Raw genomic sequence first — 21034 nt, 5'->3', positions numbered from 1 at the left:
CATGCAAGACCTCGATCCCGTCGAAACCCAGGAATGGCTGGACGCCCTGGAATCGGTTCTCGACAAAGAAGGCGAAGACCGTGCTCACTATCTGATGACCCGTATGGGTGAACTGGCGACCCGCAGCGGTTCGCAACTCCCTTACGCCATCACCACGCCTTACCGCAACACCATCCCGGTAACCCACGAAGCACGCATGCCTGGCGACCTGTTCATGGAACGCCGCATTCGCTCGCTGGTGCGCTGGAACGCGATGGCCATGGTAATGCGTACGAACCTGAAAGATTCTGACCTGGGTGGTCACATCTCCAGCTTCGCCTCCAGCGCGACCCTGTATGACATCGGCTTCAACTACTTCTTCCAGGCCCCGACCGACGAACACGGCGGCGACCTGATCTACTTCCAGGGCCACACCTCACCAGGCGTTTACGCCCGTGCGTTCATGGAAGGCCGCATCACCGAAGACCAGATGAACAACTTCCGCCAGGAAGTCGACGGTCAGGGCCTGTCGTCCTACCCGCACCCTTGGCTGATGCCTGACTTCTGGCAGTTCCCGACCGTATCCATGGGTCTGGGTCCGATCCAGGCGATCTACCAGGCTCGCTTCATGAAGTACCTGGAACACCGCGGTTTCATCCAGCCGGGCAAACAGAAAGTCTGGTGCTTCCTGGGCGACGGCGAGTGCGACGAGCCGGAATCCCTCGGTGCGATCTCCCTGGCCGGCCGCGAGAAGCTGGACAACCTGATCTTCGTCATCAACTGCAACCTGCAGCGCCTCGACGGCCCGGTTCGCGGCAACGGCAAGATCATCCAGGAACTCGAAGGCGTGTTCCGCGGTGCACAGTGGAACGTGACCAAAGTCATCTGGGGCCGTTTCTGGGACCCACTGCTGGCCAAAGACGTCGACGGCATCCTGCAACGTCGCATGGACGAAGTCATCGACGGCGAGTACCAGAACTACAAAGCCAAAGACGGCGCGTTCGTTCGCGAGCACTTCTTCAACACGCCTGAACTCAAGGCGATGGTTGCCGACCTGTCCGACGACGAGATCTGGAAACTCAACCGTGGCGGCCACGACCCGTACAAGGTCTATGCGGCGTACCACGAAGCGGTCAACCACAAAGAACAACCAACCGTCATCCTCGCCAAGACCATCAAGGGTTATGGCACCGGTGCCGGCGAAGCGAAAAACACTGCGCACAACACCAAGAAAGTCGACGTCGACAGCCTGAAGTTGTTCCGCGACCGCTTCGACATCCCGGTCAAGGACGAAGAGCTGGAGAACCTGCCGTTCTTCAAGCCAGAGCCAAACAGCGCCGAAGCCCGCTACCTGAGCGAGCGCCGTGCCGCACTGGGCGGTTTCGTACCGCAGCGCCGCGCGCAGAGCTTCAGCGTACCGACCCCGGACCTGGACACCCTGAAAGCCATCCTCGATGGTTCGGGCGACCGTGAAATTTCCACCACCATGGCCTTCGTGCGGATCCTCGCGCAACTGGTCAAGGACAAGGAAATCGGCCCGCGCATCGTCCCGATCATCCCGGACGAAGCCCGTACCTTCGGTATGGAAGGCATGTTCCGTCAGTTGGGCATCTACTCCTCCGTCGGCCAGCTCTACGAGCCAGTCGATAAAGACCAGGTGATGTTCTACAAGGAAGACCAGAAAGGTCAGATCCTTGAAGAAGGCATCAACGAAGCAGGCGCCATGAGTTCCTTCATCGCCGCCGGTACTTCGTACTCCAGCCACAACCAGCCGATGCTGCCGTTCTACATCTTCTACTCGATGTTCGGCTTCCAGCGTATCGGTGACCTGGCCTGGGCCGCCGGCGACAGCCGTACCCGTGGCTTCCTGATCGGCGGCACCGCCGGCCGTACCACCCTGAACGGTGAAGGTCTGCAGCACGAAGACGGTCACAGCCACCTGCTGGCCGCGACCATCCCGAACTGCCGCACCTACGATCCGACCTACGGCTACGAGCTGGCGGTGATCATTCAGGACGGCATGAAGAAGATGACCGAAGAGCAACAGGACATCTTCTACTACATCACCGTGATGAACGAGTCGTACCAGCAGCCAGCCATGCCGGCCGGTGCCGAAGAAGGCATCAAGAAAGGCATGTACCTGCTCGAAGAAGACACCCGCGATGCGGCGCATCACGTACAACTGATGGGCTCCGGCACCATCCTGCGTGAAGTGCGTGAAGCGGCGAAGATCCTGCGTGAAGAGTTCAACATCGGCGCTGACGTATGGAGCGTTACCAGCTTCAACGAACTGCGTCGCGACGGCCTGGCCGTAGAGCGCAGCAACCGTCTGAAGCCTGGCCAGAAGCCTAAGCAGAGCTACGTTGAAGAGTGCCTGAGCGGCCGTAAAGGTCCGGTCATCGCTTCTACCGACTACATGAAGCTGTTCGCCGAGCAGATCCGTCAGTGGGTACCGTCCAAGGAATTCAAAGTCCTGGGCACCGACGGTTTCGGCCGCAGCGACAGCCGCAAGAAACTGCGTCATTTCTTCGAAGTCGACCGTCATTTCGTGGTGTTGGCAGCCCTGGAAGCACTGGCTGACCGTGGTGATATCGAACCTAAAGTGGTGGCCGAGGCCATCGTCAAGTTCGGCATCGACCCGGAAAAACGCAACCCACTGGACTGCTGAGGAGACATTTTGTGAGCGAACTCATTCGCGTACCTGACATCGGCAGCGGTGAAGGTGAAGTAATTGAACTGTTTGTGAAGGTCGGCGACCGTATCGAAGCCGACCAGAGCATCCTGACCCTGGAATCGGACAAGGCCAGCATGGAAGTGCCGGCCCCGAAAGCCGGCGTCATCAAAAGCCTGAAAGTCAAGCTGGGCGACCGTCTGAAAGAAGGCGACGAACTGCTTGAGCTGGAAGTCGAGGGCGCCGCGCAAGCGGCCCCTGCACCTGCTGCTGCACCGGCTGCAAAAGCTGAAGCCAAACCGGCTGCCGCTCCTGCTGCTGCGGCGCCAGCCGCTGCCCCTGCTGCCGCTTCGGTGCAGCAAGTGCACGTGCCGGACATCGGTTCGTCGGGCAAGGCGCAGATCATCGAGATCCAGGTCAAGGTCGGCGACACCGTCGAGGCTGATCAATCTTTGATCACCCTGGAATCCGACAAGGCGAGCATGGAAATCCCGTCGCCTGCCGCGGGCGTGGTCAAGGCCATCAGCGTCAAGCTCAACGACGAAGTCGGCACGGGCGACCTGATTCTGGATCTGGAAGTGGCGGGTGCTGCGGCCCCTGCTGCGGCCGCTCCGGCTCAGGCCGCTGCGCCAGCCGCTGCTGCTGCGCCTGCTCCGGCTGCCGCCCCGGCTGCTCCGGTTGCCGACAGCGTTCAGGACATCCACGTTCCGGACATTGGTTCGGCCGGCAAGGCCAAGATCATCGAAGTCCTGGTCAAGGCTGGTGACAGCGTTGAAGCCGACCAGTCGCTGATCACCCTCGAATCCGACAAGGCAAGCATGGAAATCCCATCGCCTGCCGCTGGCGTGGTGGAAAGCATTTCCATCAAGCTGGACGACGAAGTCGGCACCGGCGACCTGATCCTCAAGCTGAAAGTCAAAGGCGCAGCCCCTGCTGCTGCCCCGGCTCCAGCTGCCGCCGCTGCGCCAAGCGCTCCGGCACCGGCCGCTGCTGCTCCGGCTGCCGCTGCACCTGCTGCTGCCGCTCCGGTTGCTGCTCCGGCCAAGCCTGGTGCCAAAGTTCACGCCGGCCCGGCCGTGCGTCAACTGGCCCGCGAGTTCGGCGTCGAGCTGAGCGCCGTTGGCGCCAGCGGTCCGCACGGTCGCATCCTCAAGGAAGACGTGCAGGTTTACGTCAAGGCGATGATGCAGAAAGCCAAGGAAGCACCGGCCGCTGGCGGCGCAACCGGTGGCGCGGGCATCCCGCCGATCCCGGTCGTGGATTTCAGCCGCTTCGGTGAAATCGAAGAAGTGCCGATGACCCGCCTGATGCAGGTCGGCGCCGCCAACCTGCACCGCAGCTGGCTGAACGTGCCGCACGTGACGCAATTCGACTCGGCGGATATCACCGAGCTGGAAGCCTTCCGTGTTGCGCAAAAAGCCGTCGCCGAGAAGGCCGGCGTCAAGCTGACCATCCTGCCGCTGCTGCTCAAGACCTGCGCGCACCTGCTCAAGGAGCTGCCGGACTTCAACAGTTCGCTGGCGCCAAGCGGCAAGGCGATCATTCGCAAGAAGTACGTCAACATCGGTTTCGCGGTCGACACTCCAGATGGCTTGCTGGTACCGGTCATCAAGAACGTCGACCAGAAGAGCCTGCTGCAACTGGCCGCAGAAGCTGCTTCGCTGGCTGAAAAAGCCCGCACCAAGAAGCTCTCTTCGGACGAGATGCAAGGCGCCTGCTTCACCATTTCCAGCCTCGGCCACATTGGCGGCACCGGCTTCACGCCGATCGTCAACGCGCCGGAAGTGGCGATCCTCGGTGTTTCCAAGGCAACCATCCAGCCAGTCTGGGACGGCAAAGCCTTCCAGCCGAAACTGATGCTGCCACTGTCGCTGTCCTACGATCACCGTGTGATCAACGGCGCTGCTGCTGCACGCTTCACCCAGCGTCTGGGCAGCCTGCTGGGCGACATCCGCACCATCCTGCTGTAAAGCGTTCGGCCCTCCGGCAACGGAGGGCCGATTGCGTTTCACGTTTTCGAGCGCCACACGCTCGTACCTCAACCCCGTCAGTTTGACGGGGCTTTTTTTGCCCGAAGAAAAGTCACAACGCTTTTATTCCTACAACTTCGGTCTACTTAAGCCACGACTCCAGTCCACTTCGCGCCGATATTTTTTATCCGCCGACAACTAACCTTGGCGGCACAAGTTAAACGAATAACTTGCTAAACACTGACCGTTATTCAAGTATCAATTCGAACGGATTCGAACATGTTAAAACCAACTGTCGGCCCGATTATTGGCCATACAACAACTAATCACGCACGCATCTTCATGCGCGGCGACTTGCAAAAGAACGCCACCACATTTGCCGGCCTGCGTTATCGAAAGCGCGACAGCAATCAATGGTCAAATAGCCTTTTTTCCCGTTTAAGTGCTTTGCGCGATTTTTGCCAGGTCTTTTCATTGAATGACCTGGAGAGCCATTGCGAATACGAATACCAGACGGGCTGGTTCAGCCCCATGAGCCCGGTGCATACCGTCGAAAGCATCGCCGAATTGCCTTTGCAATGGCCGCGCGAGATCTACCGCTTTCGCACCCGCGCCAGCGACGCCGTGCAGCCACGCGCTTACATCATCGGCTCCTGTCGCTACCTGCGCATGACCGCCGGCATCGCTTCCCTGCCCCAAATTGGCGACCGTATATTCGCCTCGATCAATCAGTTGATCGAAGGCGCCGAGCCGCCGATCAGCGCCACCCTGATGACCGGAGACCAGATCTATGTCGACGACCTCAACCTGATTGCCCCGGATCGCGAATACAAGGACATCCTCGATAAATATCGCGCGGCGTTCTCGCAACCGAATATTCAGCGGCTGATGTCCGGCACTTCGACTTACATGATCCTCGACGATCACGAAATTGAAGACAACTGGCCGGCGAACGCCAGCAAGTCCGATCATGAGTTATATCGCAATGCAATGGCGGCGTATGAGTTGTATCAAGCCAGTCATAGTCCGGCGCATGAACTAACAGTTGATGGCGAGATTGATCATTCAAAACTGGCGCATTACTGGTATCAGTTCAGCGATGGCGATATTGAATGGTTTGTCACTGATAGCCGCACTCGGCGCAACCTGGCTGCTGATGATCGACGCATCCTGGACAGCGAGCAGGAACAGGCCCTGGTTGCCTGGCTGAGCACCAGCAAGGCACGGGTCAAATTCGTGGTCACCAGCGTGATGTTCTATCCGGATCGCAAACTGCACGGCGACGATGCGTGGAAAGCCTTCTCGGCGCAGCGCCTGCGCCTGCTGGAAACCATTCGCACCCGACAGATCAGGAATGTCGTATTCGTCTCGGGCGACGTGCACGGCTCGCTGACCTCGCGCCTGACCCATAGCGAAGACCCGGACTTCGAAGTCCACACCATCGTTTCCTCGCCGCTGTGCAACAGCAAGCTGTTGCCCTATGCCAAGGCGTCGACGTTCATCCTCGATCAACCGCTGGCGCGCACGGCGGCGGGCGATTATCGGCATGAATTGACCAGCGCGGTGGTCAGTGAGGACAACTTCGCCCATGTGGTGGTCGAGGCTGATCAGATTTTGATCAATTACCATGATCGGGATGGCAAGAAGCTGCAATCGATCAGCATTAAATTGCGTTGAATTCTGAAAAGATCGCAGCCTGCGGCAGCTCCTGTAGGACTTCGTATTCCCTGTAGGAGTTGCCGCAAGCTGCGATCTTTTGCTCTTTTCAACCACCCACTGGAGAAATGCCCCGAGCGGCCGACACATTCTTATAGCACTTGGCCTTCATCTCTCTTGTCAGTCGGTGCCGCAATGATGCAACCTTGCCGCAGGCAACAGTAAAGAGGGCGAGAGCCCGGCGCGTTCAGCATATTTCCAAGCGAGTTCCTTCATGAAGAGCCAACCCGATGCCGCCAGCCGTATGGCGGCCGAGGTAGTGACGCAGTTGCCTGTGCCCTCGCGGCTCGGCATGCTGCGTTTCGAGCGCTTGAATGAAGCCAGTTGGGCGATGCTGTTTCTCGACCCCAATTGCGAACGCCAGTTCGGCCAGCCGGCCGTCGAGCTCTGTGCACTGGTCGGTTCACCGTATGCCAGCCTGATGGAGCCTGAAGCGCGCTATCAACTGCACGACACCATTCAGCAGCAACTGCGCGACAGCCCGCATTATCTGGTGCGCTACACACTGCACACCGCTGCGGGCGTGCTGAGCATCCTCGAACTGGGCGAAGCCTATAAACAGCACAATCGACACTTGCTGCGCGGTTATTTGCTGGCGGTCGATGACGTGTTCGACGAAGCGCCAACGCTGCCGTCCGTTGACCTCGAAACCCAGAACTCGCGCCTGCAGATCGCCCTCGAACTGAACCAGCGCGCCCAGCAGGAACAATTGCAGCACCTTGATCGGGTGCGCGCCCAGCAGGATCTGATTCTGCTGCTCGCCCGCCAGCGCTACAGCAGCCACAACTCGCTGCAGGAAGCCGCCGAACTGATCACCCGCTGCGCCTGCGATATCTATGAAATCGACTGCGCCAGCCTGTGGAACCTCGAAGGCAATCTGCTGGTGCCGATTTCGGCGTATCACCGCGCAACGCAGGAATACATCCTGCCGGAGGTGATCGACATCAGCGGCTTCCCCGACTACATGGAAGCGCTGCACGGCAGCCGCGCCATCGACGCGCATAATGCGATGCGCGACCCGCGCACCCGTGAGATGGCCGAAGCCCTGCGCCCGCGTGACGTCAACGCCATGCTCGACGCCAGCATCCGGGTCGACGGCCAAGTGGTCGGCGTGCTCTGCCTGGAGCAGACCGGCGTGACCCGCGCCTGGCAGTCCGACGAAATCGCCTTTGCCGGTGAGCTGGCCGACCAGTTCGCCCAGGTCATCAACAACCACAACCGCCGCACCGCCACCAGCGCCCTGCACCTGTTCCAGCGTGCGGTCGAGCAAAGTGCCAACGCCTTTCTGCTGGTCAATTGCGACGGCGTGGTCGAGTACGTCAACCCGAGCTTCACCGCGATCACCCAGTACTCCACCGAGGAAGTCCATGGCCAGCGCCTGTCGGAACTGCCGGCGCTGGAAAACCTCAGCGAGCTGCTGTTCGACGCGCCTTCGGCGCTGGCCAAGAGCAACAGCTGGCAGGGCGAATTCAAGAGCCGGCGCAAAAACCTCGAACCGTACTGGGGCCAGTTGTCGATCTCCAAGGTGTATGGCGACAACCGTGAGCTGACGCACTACATCGGCATCTACGAAGACATCACCCAGACCAAACTGGCGCAGCAGCGCATCGAGCGTCTGGCCTACACCGACAACTTGACCAACCTCGGCAACCGCCCGGCGTTTATCCGCAATCTGGACGAACGCTTCGCCCGCGACAGCGATACGCCGATCAGCCTGCTGCTGGTGGACATCGACAACTTCAAGCGGATCAACGACAGCCTCGGGCACCAGACCGGTGACAAACTGCTGATCAGCCTTGCCAGGCGCCTGCGCAACAGCCTCAGCCCGAGTGGCAGCCTCGCGCGCTTCGCCAGTAACGAATTTGCAGTGCTGCTCGACGACACCGACCTCGCCACCGGCCAGCAGATTGCCAACCAATTGCTGGCAACCCTCGACAAGCCGATGTTCGTCGACAACCAGTTAATCAGCGTCACCGGCTCCGTGGGCCTGGCCTGCGCCCCGTTGCACGGCCGCGATCCACAGACCCTGATGCGCAACGCCGGCCTGGCCCTGCACAAGGCCAAGGCCAACGGCAAACATCAGGTGCAAGTCTTCACCGAAGCACTCAACGCCGAGGCCAGTTACAAGCTGTTCGTCGAGAACAACCTGCGCCGCGCCCTGACCCAGAACGAGCTGGACGTGTTCTACCAGCCCAAGCTGTGCCTGCGCAGCGGTCGCCTGCTGGGCATGGAAGCGCTGCTGCGCTGGAATCACCCGGAACGCGGCATGATCCGCCCGGACCAGTTCATCAGCGTTGCCGAAGAGACCGGCCTGATCATCCCGATCGGCAAGTGGATTGCGCGTCAGGCCTGCCGCATGAGCAAGGCGCTGACCGCCGCCGGCCTGGGTAACCTGCAAGTGGCGATCAACCTTTCGCCGAAGCAGTTCTCCGACCCGGATCTGGTTGCCTCAATCGCCAATATCCTCAAGGAAGAAGCCCTGCCGGCCAATCTGCTCGAACTGGAGCTGACCGAAGGCCTGCTGCTGGAAGCCACCGAAGACACCCACTTGCAACTCGACCAGCTCAAGCGCCTGGGCTTGACCCTGGCCATGGACGATTTCGGCACCGGTTACTCGTCGCTCAGCTACCTGAAGAAATTCCCGATCGACATCATCAAGATCGATCGCAGCTTCATCCACGAAATCCCCGACAACCAGGACGACATGGAAATCACCTCCGCGGTAATCGCCATGGCGCACAACCTGAAACTCAAAGTCGTGGCCGAAGGCATCGAGACCGCCGAGCAACTGGCGTTCCTGCGTCGCCACCGCTGCGACGTCGGCCAGGGCTACCTGTTCGACCGGCCGATCCCCGGCGCCGAGCTGATCCAGGCGCTCAAGCGCTACCCGCGCGGCCCGCTCTGCCTCTAGACCCAAAGATACCCTGTCGATGAACTCCCCTTGTGGGAGCGGGCTTGCTCGCGAATGCGGTTTGTCAGGCAATGTTGATGTCGACTGACACACCGCATTCGCGAGCAAGCCCGCTCCCACATTTGAATAGTGCGAAATCCGGCATCATTCGGCACACTGACGGTCTGACTTTTTACATCCCATCCTGACTGAGAGGAACGATCATGGTTCTGCGCTCGGAAATTCTGGTGAACAAAAACGTGCTACCGACCAAAGAACAAGCGCTGCCCGGCCGCGAAACCGCGATGACCCTGCCTGAAAAGCATTTCGTCTTCGAAGAAACTCCCTTGCTCGGTCCATTCTTTCAGGACGTCGACTTTGCGATCTTCGGTCTGGGTTGTTTCTGGGGGGCGGAACGCCGCTTCTGGCAGCGCGAAGGCGTGGTCAGCACCGTGGTCGGCTACGCCGGCGGCTACACGCCGAACCCGACCTACGAAGAAGTCTGCTCGGGCCTGACCGGCCACGCCGAAGTAGTGCTGGTGGTGTATGACAAAGCCAAGGTCAGCTACGAAGAGCTGCTGGCGATGTTCTGGGAGCTGCACAACCCGACGCAGGGCATGCGTCAGGGCAACGACATCGGCACCCAATACCGCTCGGTGATCTACGCGACCTCGCCTGAGCAACTGGATGCGGCGCTGAAGAGCAAAGCGCTGTATCAGGCTGAACTGTCGAAGGCGGGTCTGGGCGAAATCAGCACCGAGATCGAGCAGGCGCCGACCGTGTACTTCGCCGAGGCGTATCACCAGCAATATCTGGCGAAGAACCCTGAGGGCTATTGCGGGATTGGCGGCACCGGCGTGTGCATGCCACCGAGCCTGGCGGGTAATTGATTAAAGTCTGAAAGCAAAAGATCGCAGCCTTCGGCAGCTCCTACAGGTCCGCGTATGTGTGGACGACACTGAACTTGTAGGAGCTGCCGCAGGCTGCGATCTTTTGATCTTGCCCTTGATCAGCTCTCGGCAATCAACCAATCCATCTGCCACCCACCCTGAGTCTGCCCAAGCTTCTTCGACAACCACGGCAGCAGCTCACGCAATTCTTCCTCCAGCCCCCACGGCGGATTGGCAATCGCCATCCCCGAGCCGTTGAGGCTGTTCGGCGTATCCAGCGGATGCACCAGCAGTTCCACGCGCAGCAACTTCGGCGCACCGGTACCAGCCAGATCCTGATAGAAACGTCGCAGCGCACGCTGGTCCTTTACCGGGTACCAGATCGCCGCCACGGTTTGGCGCATCCGGCCAATCGCTTCTTTCAGCGACGCCGCACACTTTTGCATCTCGTCGAGCTGTTCGAACGGCGGATCAATCAACATCACCGCACGCTTCTCCTGCACCGGCAGCATCGCCCGCGCCACATGCCAGCCCTCGCCCAGATGCACTTTCACCCGACGGTCACCGGCCATGTTCTCTTTGAGCTGCACGCCGTCTTCCGGGTGTTTCTCGTTGAGCATCACCCGGTCCTGAGGCCGGGTCAGACGCCGCGCCAACTCCGGCGAACCCGGGTAGTAGCGCAACTGGCCATCCGGGTTCATCTCGTGCAGCACCTTCATGTAGTCGGCGGTCAGCGCCGGCAGATCCGGCTGATCCCACAAACGCGCAATGCCTTCCAGGTACTCGCCGGTACGGTTGGCCTGATCACCCTGCAAGTCATACAAACCGATACCGGCGTGCGTGTCGAGATAGGCAAACGGCTGCTCCTTGCGCGACATCAGCGCGATGAGGCGGGTCAAGGTCAGGTGTTTGAACACATCGGCGTGATTGCCGGCATGGAAGGCGTGACGATAATTCATGGCTGCTCCTGCGAAGGGCGCAAAGTTTACCTTTTACCGGGCGGCAAGTCAGGGGTTGGCGGCCGAGCGGACCTCAACAGCAAAGATCGCAGCCTTCGGCAGCTCCTACACGGGATTGGCGTTCCCCCCTGTAGGAGCTGCCGAAGGCTGCGATCTTTTGCCCTTGCCTTTGTGGCGAGGGGATTCATCCCCGATGGGCTGCGCAGCGGCCCCAAGACCTCAATCCCCCATTTCGTCTGACACCGCGACAACCGGGTTGCGGCTGCTACGCAGCCGAGCGGGAGCAAGCTCCCTCGCCACAAAAACGCTCTCAGGCTTAAAGGGACAGGTTGCCGAGGCGTTTGCCAATCACATCCAGCACATCACAGCCGTCACGCAGCGGAATGGCGCAGAGCATGGCGAAGTCGCTGAGGATGATCGAGTCGCATTCGACCGAGCCGCGCATGCACATGTTTTCCAGCACTTGAATCACGGCGCGGATGCGGTGGTTGGCGGCGTCCATGAGGATGTCGAGGGGGACTTGGGTGTCGATGAACAGAGTGGGCATGTCGCTGCAATTGCCGGTCAGGGCCATGAAGCGATTATCGGGATGGGGGATGATTTTTTCGTAGGGTGGGTCGGGTTTAAGCATCGTCATGTTTTCTACCATGGATGTGAAAATGAACTGCCTCGCTCCTTCCTACGGGATCGGGTGGCAGCTGTGCACGGGAGTAGGAACCGACCCATGGAATTCGGCCACGCCAAAGCGTGCCCCGCACACAGCCGCCGCTAAAGATATTGCTGGCACAAGTTACATGTCGCAATTAAATCAACAGCGCTGATGCACCATAGGTAACGGGTTCCTACACCCTGTCACCACTCTCGCGGTGACAACGAAAAGACTATCCCCGCAACCCACCGCCCACCAGTTCATGAAATCCGCCGCAACTCGCGGGAAATTTCCGAAGCCTTCGCCCGGAAATTTCACTCCGCTTCGTCCTGCAAATATGCCAATAACGCCGATTGCGACGATTCTTCCGACGCCGAAACCTGAAAAAACTGCTGAACCTTGCAGCGCAACACAGCCTGCGGAAACGCCTCGTACAGCGCCGGATGCTCCTCGCTCAGCCACTGCAGCGCATTCCCGATCCGGACTGAATTCCCTGCTGAAGCCAGCACTGACTCAGGCACTTTCCACCAGGGAAACACCCGCCCTGAAACCTGCGCCCTGCCCCCGATATCCACGGCCTGTCCATTGATCAAGCCGCGCGAGATCACCGGCATCAACTGCGCAGATTGCACTTCATCGGACTGCAGGATCGGCAACAAAAACCGCCCATCCCAGAAGCGAAAAAACACCGCTGCGCCGTCCGGCATCAGCACTTGAGTCAGGCTGCGAAAGTGCTCAACTACCACCTCCAGGCTCGCCGAGGACACCGCCAACCACCCCCAGTCGCGAGACTCGGTACTCGCCACCCAGTCGAGAAACTCACTGTCCGCCGCGACAATTCCCACGAAGGGCATCACCGCATCCCACTCGGCGTAGATCGTCTCTGCCCAGATCGGGCTCGGTGCAACCAGCGGAGGCCTGGCGTCGCTGGCGCTACTGAAGATCGCGAACAGTTGCTCCGCAGGTTTCAGCGGTTCACGCGCCAACCACTCTGCAGGTGTGAGGCACTCAAGCTGCACAGACACCGTCCTTGCAACGCTCGCACTCTTCGCAGAATGGTGCATCACCTTTAAAGCTCATGATTTGCGCAGCAGTGAGCATGGCCGCTGGTGCTGCTGCGAGTTTTACCGGCAACCCCGGCACACTCGGCGCCGCGCTCATCGCCGCCATTGGCGCCCCACCCACGACAATCGGCACGCTACTGAAAATCCCGCCGGGGCCGATGTTGATCCATTGCCCGCCGGCCTGAATCGTCGCGCTCGCGCCACCGTCGATCACCACTTGTTGCCCGGCACTGACGTGAATTTGTGCGCTCGCACTGGTTGCCTGACTACTCACCCGAATATGCCGATCACCAATAACCGTGAGGTGATCGTCCTGTTTCACTTCGGTCTGGCGCTGGCCGTGGGTGATGCGCTGCTCGTCAGCCTTGAGTTCATGGCTGGCAAGGCCAGTGACGACAATGCTGCGCTGGTTGTCGACCTGCACCTGCTGGTCGTGCAGGACATGCTGCGTCCAGTTGCGCTGGGCGCGCAGATAGATTTCTTCGGCGCCCTTTTTGTCCTCGATGCGCAGCTCGTTGTAACCGCCACCACCGGGGCTGCTCTGGCTGCGGAAGATGCTGCGGGTCTGGTCGGTGGGCAGGTCCAACGGCAGCGGAGTTGCGGCGTTTGGCAGGCAACCCATCACCAACGGTTTGTCGGCATCAGCGTCGATGAATCCGACCAGCACTTCCATGCCGACCCGCGGGATCAGCACGCTGCCGTAATGATCATGCGCCCAACCCGTGGCAACGCGCAGCCAGCAACTGGAATGCTCGTTGAGCTCGCCGTCACGATCCCAGGCCAGTTGCACCTTGACCCGGCCGTACTCGTCGCAATGGATTTCCGTGTCTTGCGGCCCGGTGACCACGGCCGGTTGATAACCGGGCATGCGCGGTTTTTCCGGCCCCAACGCCGGGCGAAAGAACACCTCCCACGGCGTGGCAAGAAAGGTATTACGGTAACCCTGGAATGTTTCCCCATCGCTGGTCACCGATTCCTCCAGCACTTGCGGCTGTCGGCCATGATGCTCGATGGCGGTGAGCAGCCACAGGTCATTCCAGTCCTGGCGCGGATGCTCGCTCAGTTGCAGGAAATGTCCGCAAACCAGTGCGGATATGTCGCTGATGCCCTCAGCCTGACGGTAGTCGGCGACATGCCTTTCCAGCGTACGTTGCGCCAGTTGCCTACCGGTTTCTCGATCGTTGAATTGGCCGGGAAAGTGATAGTCCTCGAGCACCGGGCGCTGCTCACTGTCGCTGCGGCTTTGCAGGTGCAGTCGCGGCTTTTCGAAGTTGTAGTCGCGCCGGGTGACCACGCTGGTGCGAGTCTCCACCCGGACGTTGAAGCGCTTGATGGCCGGCGCCGTCGACGCCATGCCGCTACCCGGCAGATACAGCGTCGGTTCGGCCAGGCGCGGAAACACCGTTTGATCGTCGCCGAACACCAACAGATGGCCTTCGGGACTGTGCTGAAAGTGGTAATGAATGCCGACCTCGGCACACAGGCGCTGGATGAACGCCAGATCGCTCTCGGCGTATTGCACGCAATATTCCCGCACCGGGTAATCGCTGCCGAGGCGGAACTCGAAGGCATCGCGCAGGATTGCGTGATCCTTGAGGATCTGCGCGACGATCTGCGGAACCGTCTGATGCTGAAAAATCCGCTGGTTGATGCGGTGACCGAGGTAGGTCAGACGCGACACCAGGCTCAGGTGGTAGCGCGTCAGACGTTTCCCGGAATCGCCCTGCCCGACCTGATAAATCTGACCATGGACACCGGAACCTTCCGCATCGAAGCTCAGAAACGCCTGACGGTGCAGCAGGCTTTCGAGGTCCAGATCCGGACGCTCACTGACCAGTTCCAGCTCGAAACGAAAGGGTTGGCTGATGGCTTCCTTGCCCGTGAACTCAAGGACTTTGAGATCAACTTGGGCGCCTTCGAGGGTCAACGTGAAACGCGGTTGATTGGCAGGCGCGAACATCCGATGTCTCTCTGCAGATTGAGGGCGGGCGATTCTGCATGAGGGGCAAGGGGTGTTGGGTGGGTGACGGGAAAATCAGATTTGCCCTACTTTTCCTGTCGAAAAAGCCTTCGAAAATCGGCGCATGCGACTACAGACAACCCTCTCAAACTCACCACCGATCTCCTGTGGGAGCGGGCTTGCTCGCGAATGCGGTGGGTCAAATGAAATCAATGTCGACTGGCACGACCCTTTCGCGAGCAAGCCCGCTCCCACAGGGGATCTATGCTGACTCAGGGATATTGCAGGCATAAAAAAACGGCCCGCCTCCTGTAGGAAGCGGGCCGTTTTCTGGTGAGCCGAAGCTCAATGCATCACTTGTTCAGGTGGAAATCTTTTTCCGCCGCTTCAAAGCGCTGCACCATGCCTTTGGTTGGCTCGCCCATTTTGCTGACGATGTAAATCGCCAGGCTGGCGAAGATGAAACCCGGGATGATTTCGTACAGACCCAGCAGTTCGAAATGCTTCCAGACCACTACGGTGATCGCGCCGACCAGGATGCCGGCCAGTGCGCCGTTGCGGGTCATGTCCTTCCAGATCACCGAGATCAGCACCACCGGACCGAACGCGGCACCGAAACCGGCCCAGGCGTAGGACACCAGGCCCAGTACGCGGTTTTCCGGGTTGGCGGCCATGGCGATAGCGATCAGCGCCACCAGCAACACCATCGCGCGACCGACCCACACCAGCTCTACCTGGGAGGCGGATTTGCGCAGGAAGGTTTTGTAGAAGTCTTCGGTCAGGGCGCTCGAGCACACCAGCAGTTGGCAGCTCAGGGTGCTCATCACAGCGGCGAGAATCGCCGACAGCAGGACACCGGCAACCCACGGGTTGAAAAGAATTTTTGCCAGCTCGATGAACACCCGCTCGTGGTTCTCGGTGACTGGACCGGCCACTTCCGGGTGCGCCGAGAAGTAGGCGATACCGAAGAAACCCACGGCGACGGTGCCGCCCAGGCACAGGATCATCCAGGTCATGGAGATGCGACGGGCGTTGGCAATCGACTTCACCGAGTCAGCAGCCATGAAGCGCGCGAGGATGTGCGGCTGACCGAAGTAACCCAGACCCCAGCCCATCAGCGAGATGATGCCGATGAAGGTGGTGCCCTTGAGCATGTCGAAGTTGCTCGGGTCCTGGGCTTCGATGGCCAGGAACGTGGTGTCCACGCCACCGGTGGCCAGCAGCACGATGATCGGCGTCAGCAGCAGGGCGAAGATCATCAGCGTGGCTTGTACGGTGTCAGTCCAGCTCACCGCGAGGAAACCGCCGACGAAGGTGTAGGCAATCGTCGCCGCAGCACCGGCCCACAGCGCCGTCTCGTAGGACATGCCGAAGGTGCTTTCGAACAGACGGGCGCCGGCCACGATGCCGGAAGCGCAGTAAATGGTGAAGAACACCAGAATCACGATCGCCGAGATGATGCGCAGCAGGCCGCTCTTGTCTTCAAAACGGCTGGAGAAGTAGTCCGGCAGGGTCAGGGCATCGCCGTTATGCTCGGTCTGCACGCGCAGACGGCCGGCGACAAACAGCCAGTTCAGGTAGGCGCCGACGATCAGGCCGATGGCGATCCAGCTTTCGGACAGACCGGACATGTAGATGGCACCCGGCAGGCCCATCAGCAACCAGCCGCTCATGTCGGAAGCACCGGCGGACAGAGCCGTCACGACGCTGCCCAGGCTGCGGCCGCCAAGAATGTAGTCAGAGAGGTTATTGGTGGAGCGATAGGCCATGAAGCCGATCAGCACCATTGCTGCGATGTAGATCACGAACGTGATCAGTGTTGGATTGCTTACGCTCATTAAGTTACGCCCTGGCTTTGTTTTTATGTTGCAGCGGTGATTGATCGTCCACAAACGACCACGTTTGGCAGACGAAACGGGATCCCGCGCATTTAGGACTGATGTTTCCCCAGGAAAGCCACCAGCCGATGCACCGGGTTATCCCGGTTGCACCTTGGGCGCGAATGCTATGCAACAAAGTAAAAAAGGTGCAACCAGTTTCTGGCGATTAAGTTGCACCTAGTCGGATATACCGATAAATACGCCGTTTTTGCTCCCTTTTAGCGCAGTCGAGTCTCTCTGCTAGAAGTAAAAGCACCAAGCAGGAGCGGCACTTCAGTACCAGAAAATAATTCCTGACGAAGCGTTTATTTTTCCGACAAAAAAAGGGTTGCACCCGGTTGCACCTCTTCCGGCGCACGGCTAATCTTGCCGCCAGCTGATGCCACGCAACTGTGGCAACCATGAGGATAAAAATATGGCTACCACCACCCTTGGGGTCAAACTCGATGACCCGACCCGCGAGCGCCTGAAGGCTGCCGCGACCTCGATTGATCGCACACCGCACTGGCTGATCAAGCAGGCAATTTTCAATTACCTGGAAAAACTCGAGGGTGGTGCAACCCTGACCGAGCTGAACGGTTTGACCGCCAAGGACAGCGATGACGCTGGCGAAGTGCAGACCGATCACGCCCACCAGTGCTTCCTCGAATTCGCTGAAAGCATCCTGCCGCAATCGGTACTGCGCGCATCGATCACCGCTGCTTACCGTCGCCCTGAGCCGGAAGTGGTGCCGATGCTGATCGAGCAGGCGCGCCTGCCGGCACCGATGGCCGAAGCCACCAACAAACTCGCTGCGACCATCGCGGAAAAACTGCGTAACCAGAAAAGTGCCGGCGGTCGTGCAGGCATTGTTCAGGGCCTGCTGCAGGAATTTTCCCTGTCGTCCCAGGAAGGCGTGGCCCTGATGTGCCTGGCCGAAGCACTGCTGCGTATCCCGGACAAAGGCACTCGCGATGCGCTGATCCGCGACAAGATCAGCACCGGCAACTGGCAGCCGCACCTGGGCAACAGCCCGTCGCTGTTCGTCAACGCCGCCACCTGGGGTCTGCTGCTGACAGGCAAACTGGTGTCGACCCACAACGAAGCCGGGCTGACTTCGTCGCTGAGCCGGATCATCGGCAAGAGCGGCGAGCCGATGATCCGCAAGGGCGTCGACATGGCCATGCGTCTGATGGGCGAGCAGTTCGTCACCGGCGAAACCATCGCCGAAGCGCTGGCCAACGCGAGCAAGTTCGAAGCCAAGGGCTTCCGCTATTCCTACGACATGCTCGGTGAAGCGGCACTCACCGAACACGACGCGCAGAAGTACCTGGCGTCGTACGAACAAGCCATTCACTCGATCGGCAAAGCCTCCCACGGCCGTGGGATTTATGAAGGCCCGGGCATTTCCATCAAGCTCTCGGCCCTGCACCCGCGTTACAGCCGTGCGCAGTACGAGCGCGTGATGGACGAGCTGTACCCGCGTCTGCTGTCGCTGACCCTGCTGGCCAAGCAATACGACATCGGCTTGAACATCGACGCCGAAGAGGCCGACCGCTTGGAGCTGTCGCTGGATCTGCTCGAGCGCCTGTGCTTCGAACCGCAACTGAGCGGCTGGAACGGCATCGGTTTCGTGATTCAGGCTTATCAGAAGCGTTGCCCGTACGTGATCGACTACGTGATCGATCTGGCCCGCCGCAGCCGTCATCGCCTGATGATCCGTCTGGTGAAAGGCGCGTACTGGGACAGCGAGATCAAGCGCGCCCAGGTCGAAGGCCTGGAAGGCTATCCGGTCTACACCCGCAAGGTCTACACCGACGTGTCCTACATTGCCTGCGCGCGCAAACTGCTGTCGGTGCCGGAAGTCATCTATCCGCAGTTCGCCACGCACAACGCCCACACCCTGTCGGCGATTTACCACATTGCCGGTCAGAACTATTACCCGGGCCAGTACGAATTCCAGTGCCTGCACGGCATGGGCGAACCGCTTTACGAGCAAGTTGTAGGCAAAGTTTCCGAAGGCAAGCTGAACCGTCCGTGCCGCGTGTACGCACCGGTCGGTACCCACGAAACCCTGCTGGCCTACCTCGTGCGTCGTCTGCTGGAAAACGGCGCGAACACCTCGTTCGTCAACCGCATTGCCGACCAGTCGATTTCGATTCAGGAACTGGTGGCCGATCCGGTGGCCCAGATCGAGCAGATGGCGACCGTGGAAGGTGGTTTCGGCCTGCCGCACCCACGCATTCCGCTGCCGCGTGACCTGTATGGCTCCGAGCGCGCCAACTCCGCCGGCATCGACATGGCCAACGAACATCGTCTGGCCTCGCTGTCCTGCGCCCTGCTCGCCACTGCGCACAACAACTGGAAAGCCGCACCGATGCTCGGTTGCGCTTCCAGCAACGAAGCCCCGGCGCCAGTGCTGAACCCGGCGGATCACCGCGATGTGGTCGGTCACGTGCAGGAAGCTACCGTCGAAGACGTCGACAACGCGATCCAGTGCGCCCTGAATGCTGCGCCAATCTGGCAGGCTACTCCGCCGGCCGAGCGCGCGGCGATTCTGGAGCGTGCCGCTGACTTGATGGAAGGCGAGATCCAGCCACTGATGGGCCTGCTGGCCCGTGAAGCCGGCAAGACCTTCGCCAACGCCATTGCCGAAGTGCGCGAAGCGGTCGACTTCCTGCGTTACTACGCGGTGCAGGCGCGCAACGATTTCAGCAATGACGCCCACCGCCCACTGGGCCCGGTGGTGTGCATCAGCCCGTGGAACTTCCCGCTGGCCATCTTCAGCGGTCAGGTCGCTGCCGCGCTGGCCGCCGGTAACCCGGTACTGGCCAAACCGGCTGAACAGACTCCGTTGGTTGCCGCGCAAGCCGTGCGCTTGCTGCTGGAAGCCGGGATTCCCGAAGGCGTGCTGCAACTGCTGCCGGGTCGCGGTGAAACCGTCGGCGCCGGTCTGGTCGGTGATGAGCGCGTCAAAGGCGTGATGTTCACCGGTTCCACCGAAGTGGCGCGTCTGCTGCAACGCAATATCGCGGGTCGCCTCGACAGCCAGGGCCGCCCGATTCCATTGATCGCCGAAACCGGCGGGCAGAACGCGATGATCGTCGACTCCTCGGCACTGACCGAACAAGTGGTGATCGACGTGGTGTCCTCGGCCTTCGACAGCGCCGGTCAGCGTTGCTCGGCCCTGCGCGTGCTGTGCCTGCAGGAAGATTCCGCCGACCGCGTCATCGAAATGCTCAAAGGCGCGATGGCTGAAAGCCGTCTCGGCAACCCTGAGCGTCTGTCCGTGGACATTGGCCCGGTGATCGACGCCGAAGCCAAGGCCGGCATCGACAAGCACATCCAGGGCATGCGCGATAAAGGTCGCAGCGTGTACCAGGTGGCTATCGCCGACAGCGAAGAAGTCAAACGCGGCACCTTCGTCATGCCGACCCTGATCGAATTGGAAAGCTTCGATGAACTGCAACGCGAGATCTTCGGCCCGGTGCTGCACGTGGTGCGCTACAAGCGCAAGGACATCGACCAGTTGATCGGCCAGATCAATGCCTCCGGTTATGGCCTGACCCTCGGCGTACACACCCGCATCGACGAGACCATCGCCAAGGTGATCGACAACGTCAACGCCGGTAACGTCTACGTCAACCGCAACATCGTCGGTGCCGTGGTCGGCGTGCAGCCATTCGGCGGCGAAGGCCTGTCGGGTACTGGCCCGAAAGCCGGTGGTCCGCTGTACCTGTACCGCCTGCTGTCGACCCGTCCTACTGACGCGATCGAACAATCCTTCGCTCGCGGTGATGCAGCCGTCGCCCCGGACGTGCGTCTGCGTGATGCCATGAGCAAACCGCTGAACGCCTTCAAGGCCTGGGCCGAGAGCAACCAGTACGCCGAACTGAGCACCCTGTGCGTGCAGTACGCCGCGCAATCGCAAAGCGGCATCACCCGCGTGCTGGCCGGCCCGACCGGCGAGAAGAACAGCTACGCGATCCTGCCGCGTGAACACGTGCTGTGCCTGGCCGACGTCGAAGGCGATCTGCTGACTCAACTGGCGGCGGTCTTGGCGGTCGGCGGTTCGGCGGTATGGCCGGAATCCGACATCAGCAAGGCCTTGTTCGCACGCCTGCCGAAGGACGTTCAGGCGCGGATCAAACGGGTTGCCGACTGGCACAAGGATGAAGTGGTGTTTGATGCCGTGCTGCATCACGGCCATTCCGACCAGTTGCGTGGTGTCTGCCAGCAGATTGCCAAGCGTGCCGGTGCGATCGTTGGCGTTCAGGGATTGTCCCAGGGCGAGACCAACATCGCGCTGGAGCGTCTGGTGATTGAGCGGGCATTGAGCGTTAACACCGCGGCGGCGGGGGGTAATGCCAGCCTGATGACCATCGGTTAAACCCGAGAAGTCAGGCAACCGCGATGGTTGCCTGACA

Annotated in this window: 11 protein-coding genes; 6 read left to right on the top strand and 5 right to left on the bottom strand. The window is 60.4% G+C overall.

Annotation, left to right across the window (positions count from 1 at the left end; translation table 11 throughout):
* Position 1: 1 nt before the first annotated feature.
* The 5 genes from aceE to msrA all read left to right on the top strand — a co-directional run bounded on the left by aceE (position 2) and on the right by msrA (position 10116).
* Entirely contained in the window at positions 2–2647 is a 2646-nt protein-coding gene (aceE, locus tag E4T63_RS02380) for a pyruvate dehydrogenase (acetyl-transferring), homodimeric type (RefSeq protein ID WP_003220999.1), read from the top strand.
* Positions 2648–2658: 11 nt separating this feature from the next.
* The gene (aceF, locus tag E4T63_RS02375; protein WP_135294810.1) at positions 2659–4620 is read left to right on the top strand and encodes a dihydrolipoyllysine-residue acetyltransferase; all 1962 of its coding nucleotides are present in this window, start codon (positions 2659–2661) and stop codon (positions 4618–4620) included.
* A 279-nt stretch (positions 4621–4899) separates the two neighbouring features.
* A complete protein-coding gene (locus E4T63_RS02370) occupies positions 4900–6297 on the top strand; it encodes an alkaline phosphatase D family protein (protein ID WP_135294809.1) in 1398 nt (465 codons plus the stop codon).
* A 253-nt stretch (positions 6298–6550) separates the two neighbouring features.
* Positions 6551–9247, top strand: a complete 2697-nt coding sequence (locus E4T63_RS02365) for a putative bifunctional diguanylate cyclase/phosphodiesterase (protein WP_047600764.1) — start codon at positions 6551–6553, stop codon at positions 9245–9247.
* Between the two features lie 203 nt (positions 9248–9450).
* On the top strand, positions 9451–10116 hold the full coding sequence (gene msrA, locus E4T63_RS02360) for a peptide-methionine (S)-S-oxide reductase MsrA (protein WP_135294808.1): 666 nt from the start codon (positions 9451–9453) through the stop codon (positions 10114–10116).
* A gap of 119 nt (positions 10117–10235) precedes the next feature.
* Here the strand turns inward: msrA and E4T63_RS02355 are convergent, their stop codons facing one another.
* The 5 genes from E4T63_RS02355 to putP form a co-directional block, all read right to left on the bottom strand.
* Positions 10236–11075: a 23S rRNA (adenine(2030)-N(6))-methyltransferase RlmJ gene (locus E4T63_RS02355; protein ID WP_003220988.1), complete on the bottom strand. Its 840-nt coding sequence runs from the start codon at positions 11073–11075 to the stop codon at positions 10236–10238.
* A gap of 316 nt (positions 11076–11391) precedes the next feature.
* Positions 11392–11712 carry a hypothetical protein gene (locus tag E4T63_RS02350; RefSeq protein ID WP_097087106.1) on the bottom strand — a complete coding sequence of 107 codons (321 nt, stop codon included), beginning with the start codon at positions 11710–11712 and terminating at the stop codon, positions 11392–11394.
* 326 nt (positions 11713–12038) lie between these two features.
* On the bottom strand, positions 12039–12743 hold the full coding sequence (locus tag E4T63_RS02345) for a DUF4123 domain-containing protein (RefSeq protein WP_098966876.1): 705 nt from the start codon (positions 12741–12743) through the stop codon (positions 12039–12041).
* On the bottom strand, positions 12733–14748 hold the full coding sequence (locus E4T63_RS02340) for a type VI secretion system tip protein VgrG (RefSeq protein WP_135294807.1): 2016 nt from the start codon (positions 14746–14748) through the stop codon (positions 12733–12735). Before E4T63_RS02340 ends, E4T63_RS02345 begins: the two co-directional genes overlap by 11 nt.
* A 353-nt stretch (positions 14749–15101) precedes the next feature.
* The gene (gene putP, locus E4T63_RS02330) at positions 15102–16586 is read right to left on the bottom strand and encodes a sodium/proline symporter PutP (protein ID WP_135294806.1); all 1485 of its coding nucleotides are present in this window, start codon (positions 16584–16586) and stop codon (positions 15102–15104) included.
* Between the two features lie 457 nt (positions 16587–17043).
* Here putP and putA point away from each other — a divergent pair, with 457 nt between their 5' ends.
* Positions 17044–20997, top strand: coding sequence for a trifunctional transcriptional regulator/proline dehydrogenase/L-glutamate gamma-semialdehyde dehydrogenase (gene putA / locus E4T63_RS02325; protein WP_135294805.1), 3954 nt, complete (start codon positions 17044–17046; stop codon positions 20995–20997).
* Positions 20998–21034 lie beyond the last annotated feature (37 nt).

This window comes from Pseudomonas fluorescens (genome assembly GCF_004683905.1).
GTDB classification, from domain to species: Bacteria; Pseudomonadota; Gammaproteobacteria; order Pseudomonadales; family Pseudomonadaceae; genus Aquipseudomonas; species Aquipseudomonas putida_A.
Note: the sequence above shows the minus strand (reverse complement) of the source record. Positions and strands in the feature narration are given on the sequence as shown.

Coding starts and splice junctions, on each gene's coding strand:
- aceE (WP_003220999.1), top strand. CDS start 2: ATGCAAGACCTCGATCCCGTCGAAACCCAGGAATGGCTGGACGCCCTG.
- E4T63_RS02370 (WP_135294809.1), top strand. CDS start 4,900: ATGTTAAAACCAACTGTCGGCCCGATTATTGGCCATACAACAACTAAT.
- E4T63_RS02365 (WP_047600764.1), top strand. CDS start 6,551: ATGAAGAGCCAACCCGATGCCGCCAGCCGTATGGCGGCCGAGGTAGTG.
- msrA (WP_135294808.1), top strand. CDS start 9,451: ATGGTTCTGCGCTCGGAAATTCTGGTGAACAAAAACGTGCTACCGACC.
- E4T63_RS02355 (WP_003220988.1), bottom strand. CDS start 11,075: ATGAATTATCGTCACGCCTTCCATGCCGGCAATCACGCCGATGTGTTC.
- E4T63_RS02350 (WP_097087106.1), bottom strand. CDS start 11,712: ATGACGATGCTTAAACCCGACCCACCCTACGAAAAAATCATCCCCCAT.
- E4T63_RS02340 (WP_135294807.1), bottom strand. CDS start 14,748: ATGTTCGCGCCTGCCAATCAACCGCGTTTCACGTTGACCCTCGAAGGC.
- putP (WP_135294806.1), bottom strand. CDS start 16,586: ATGAGCGTAAGCAATCCAACACTGATCACGTTCGTGATCTACATCGCA.
- putA (WP_135294805.1), top strand. CDS start 17,044: ATGGCTACCACCACCCTTGGGGTCAAACTCGATGACCCGACCCGCGAG.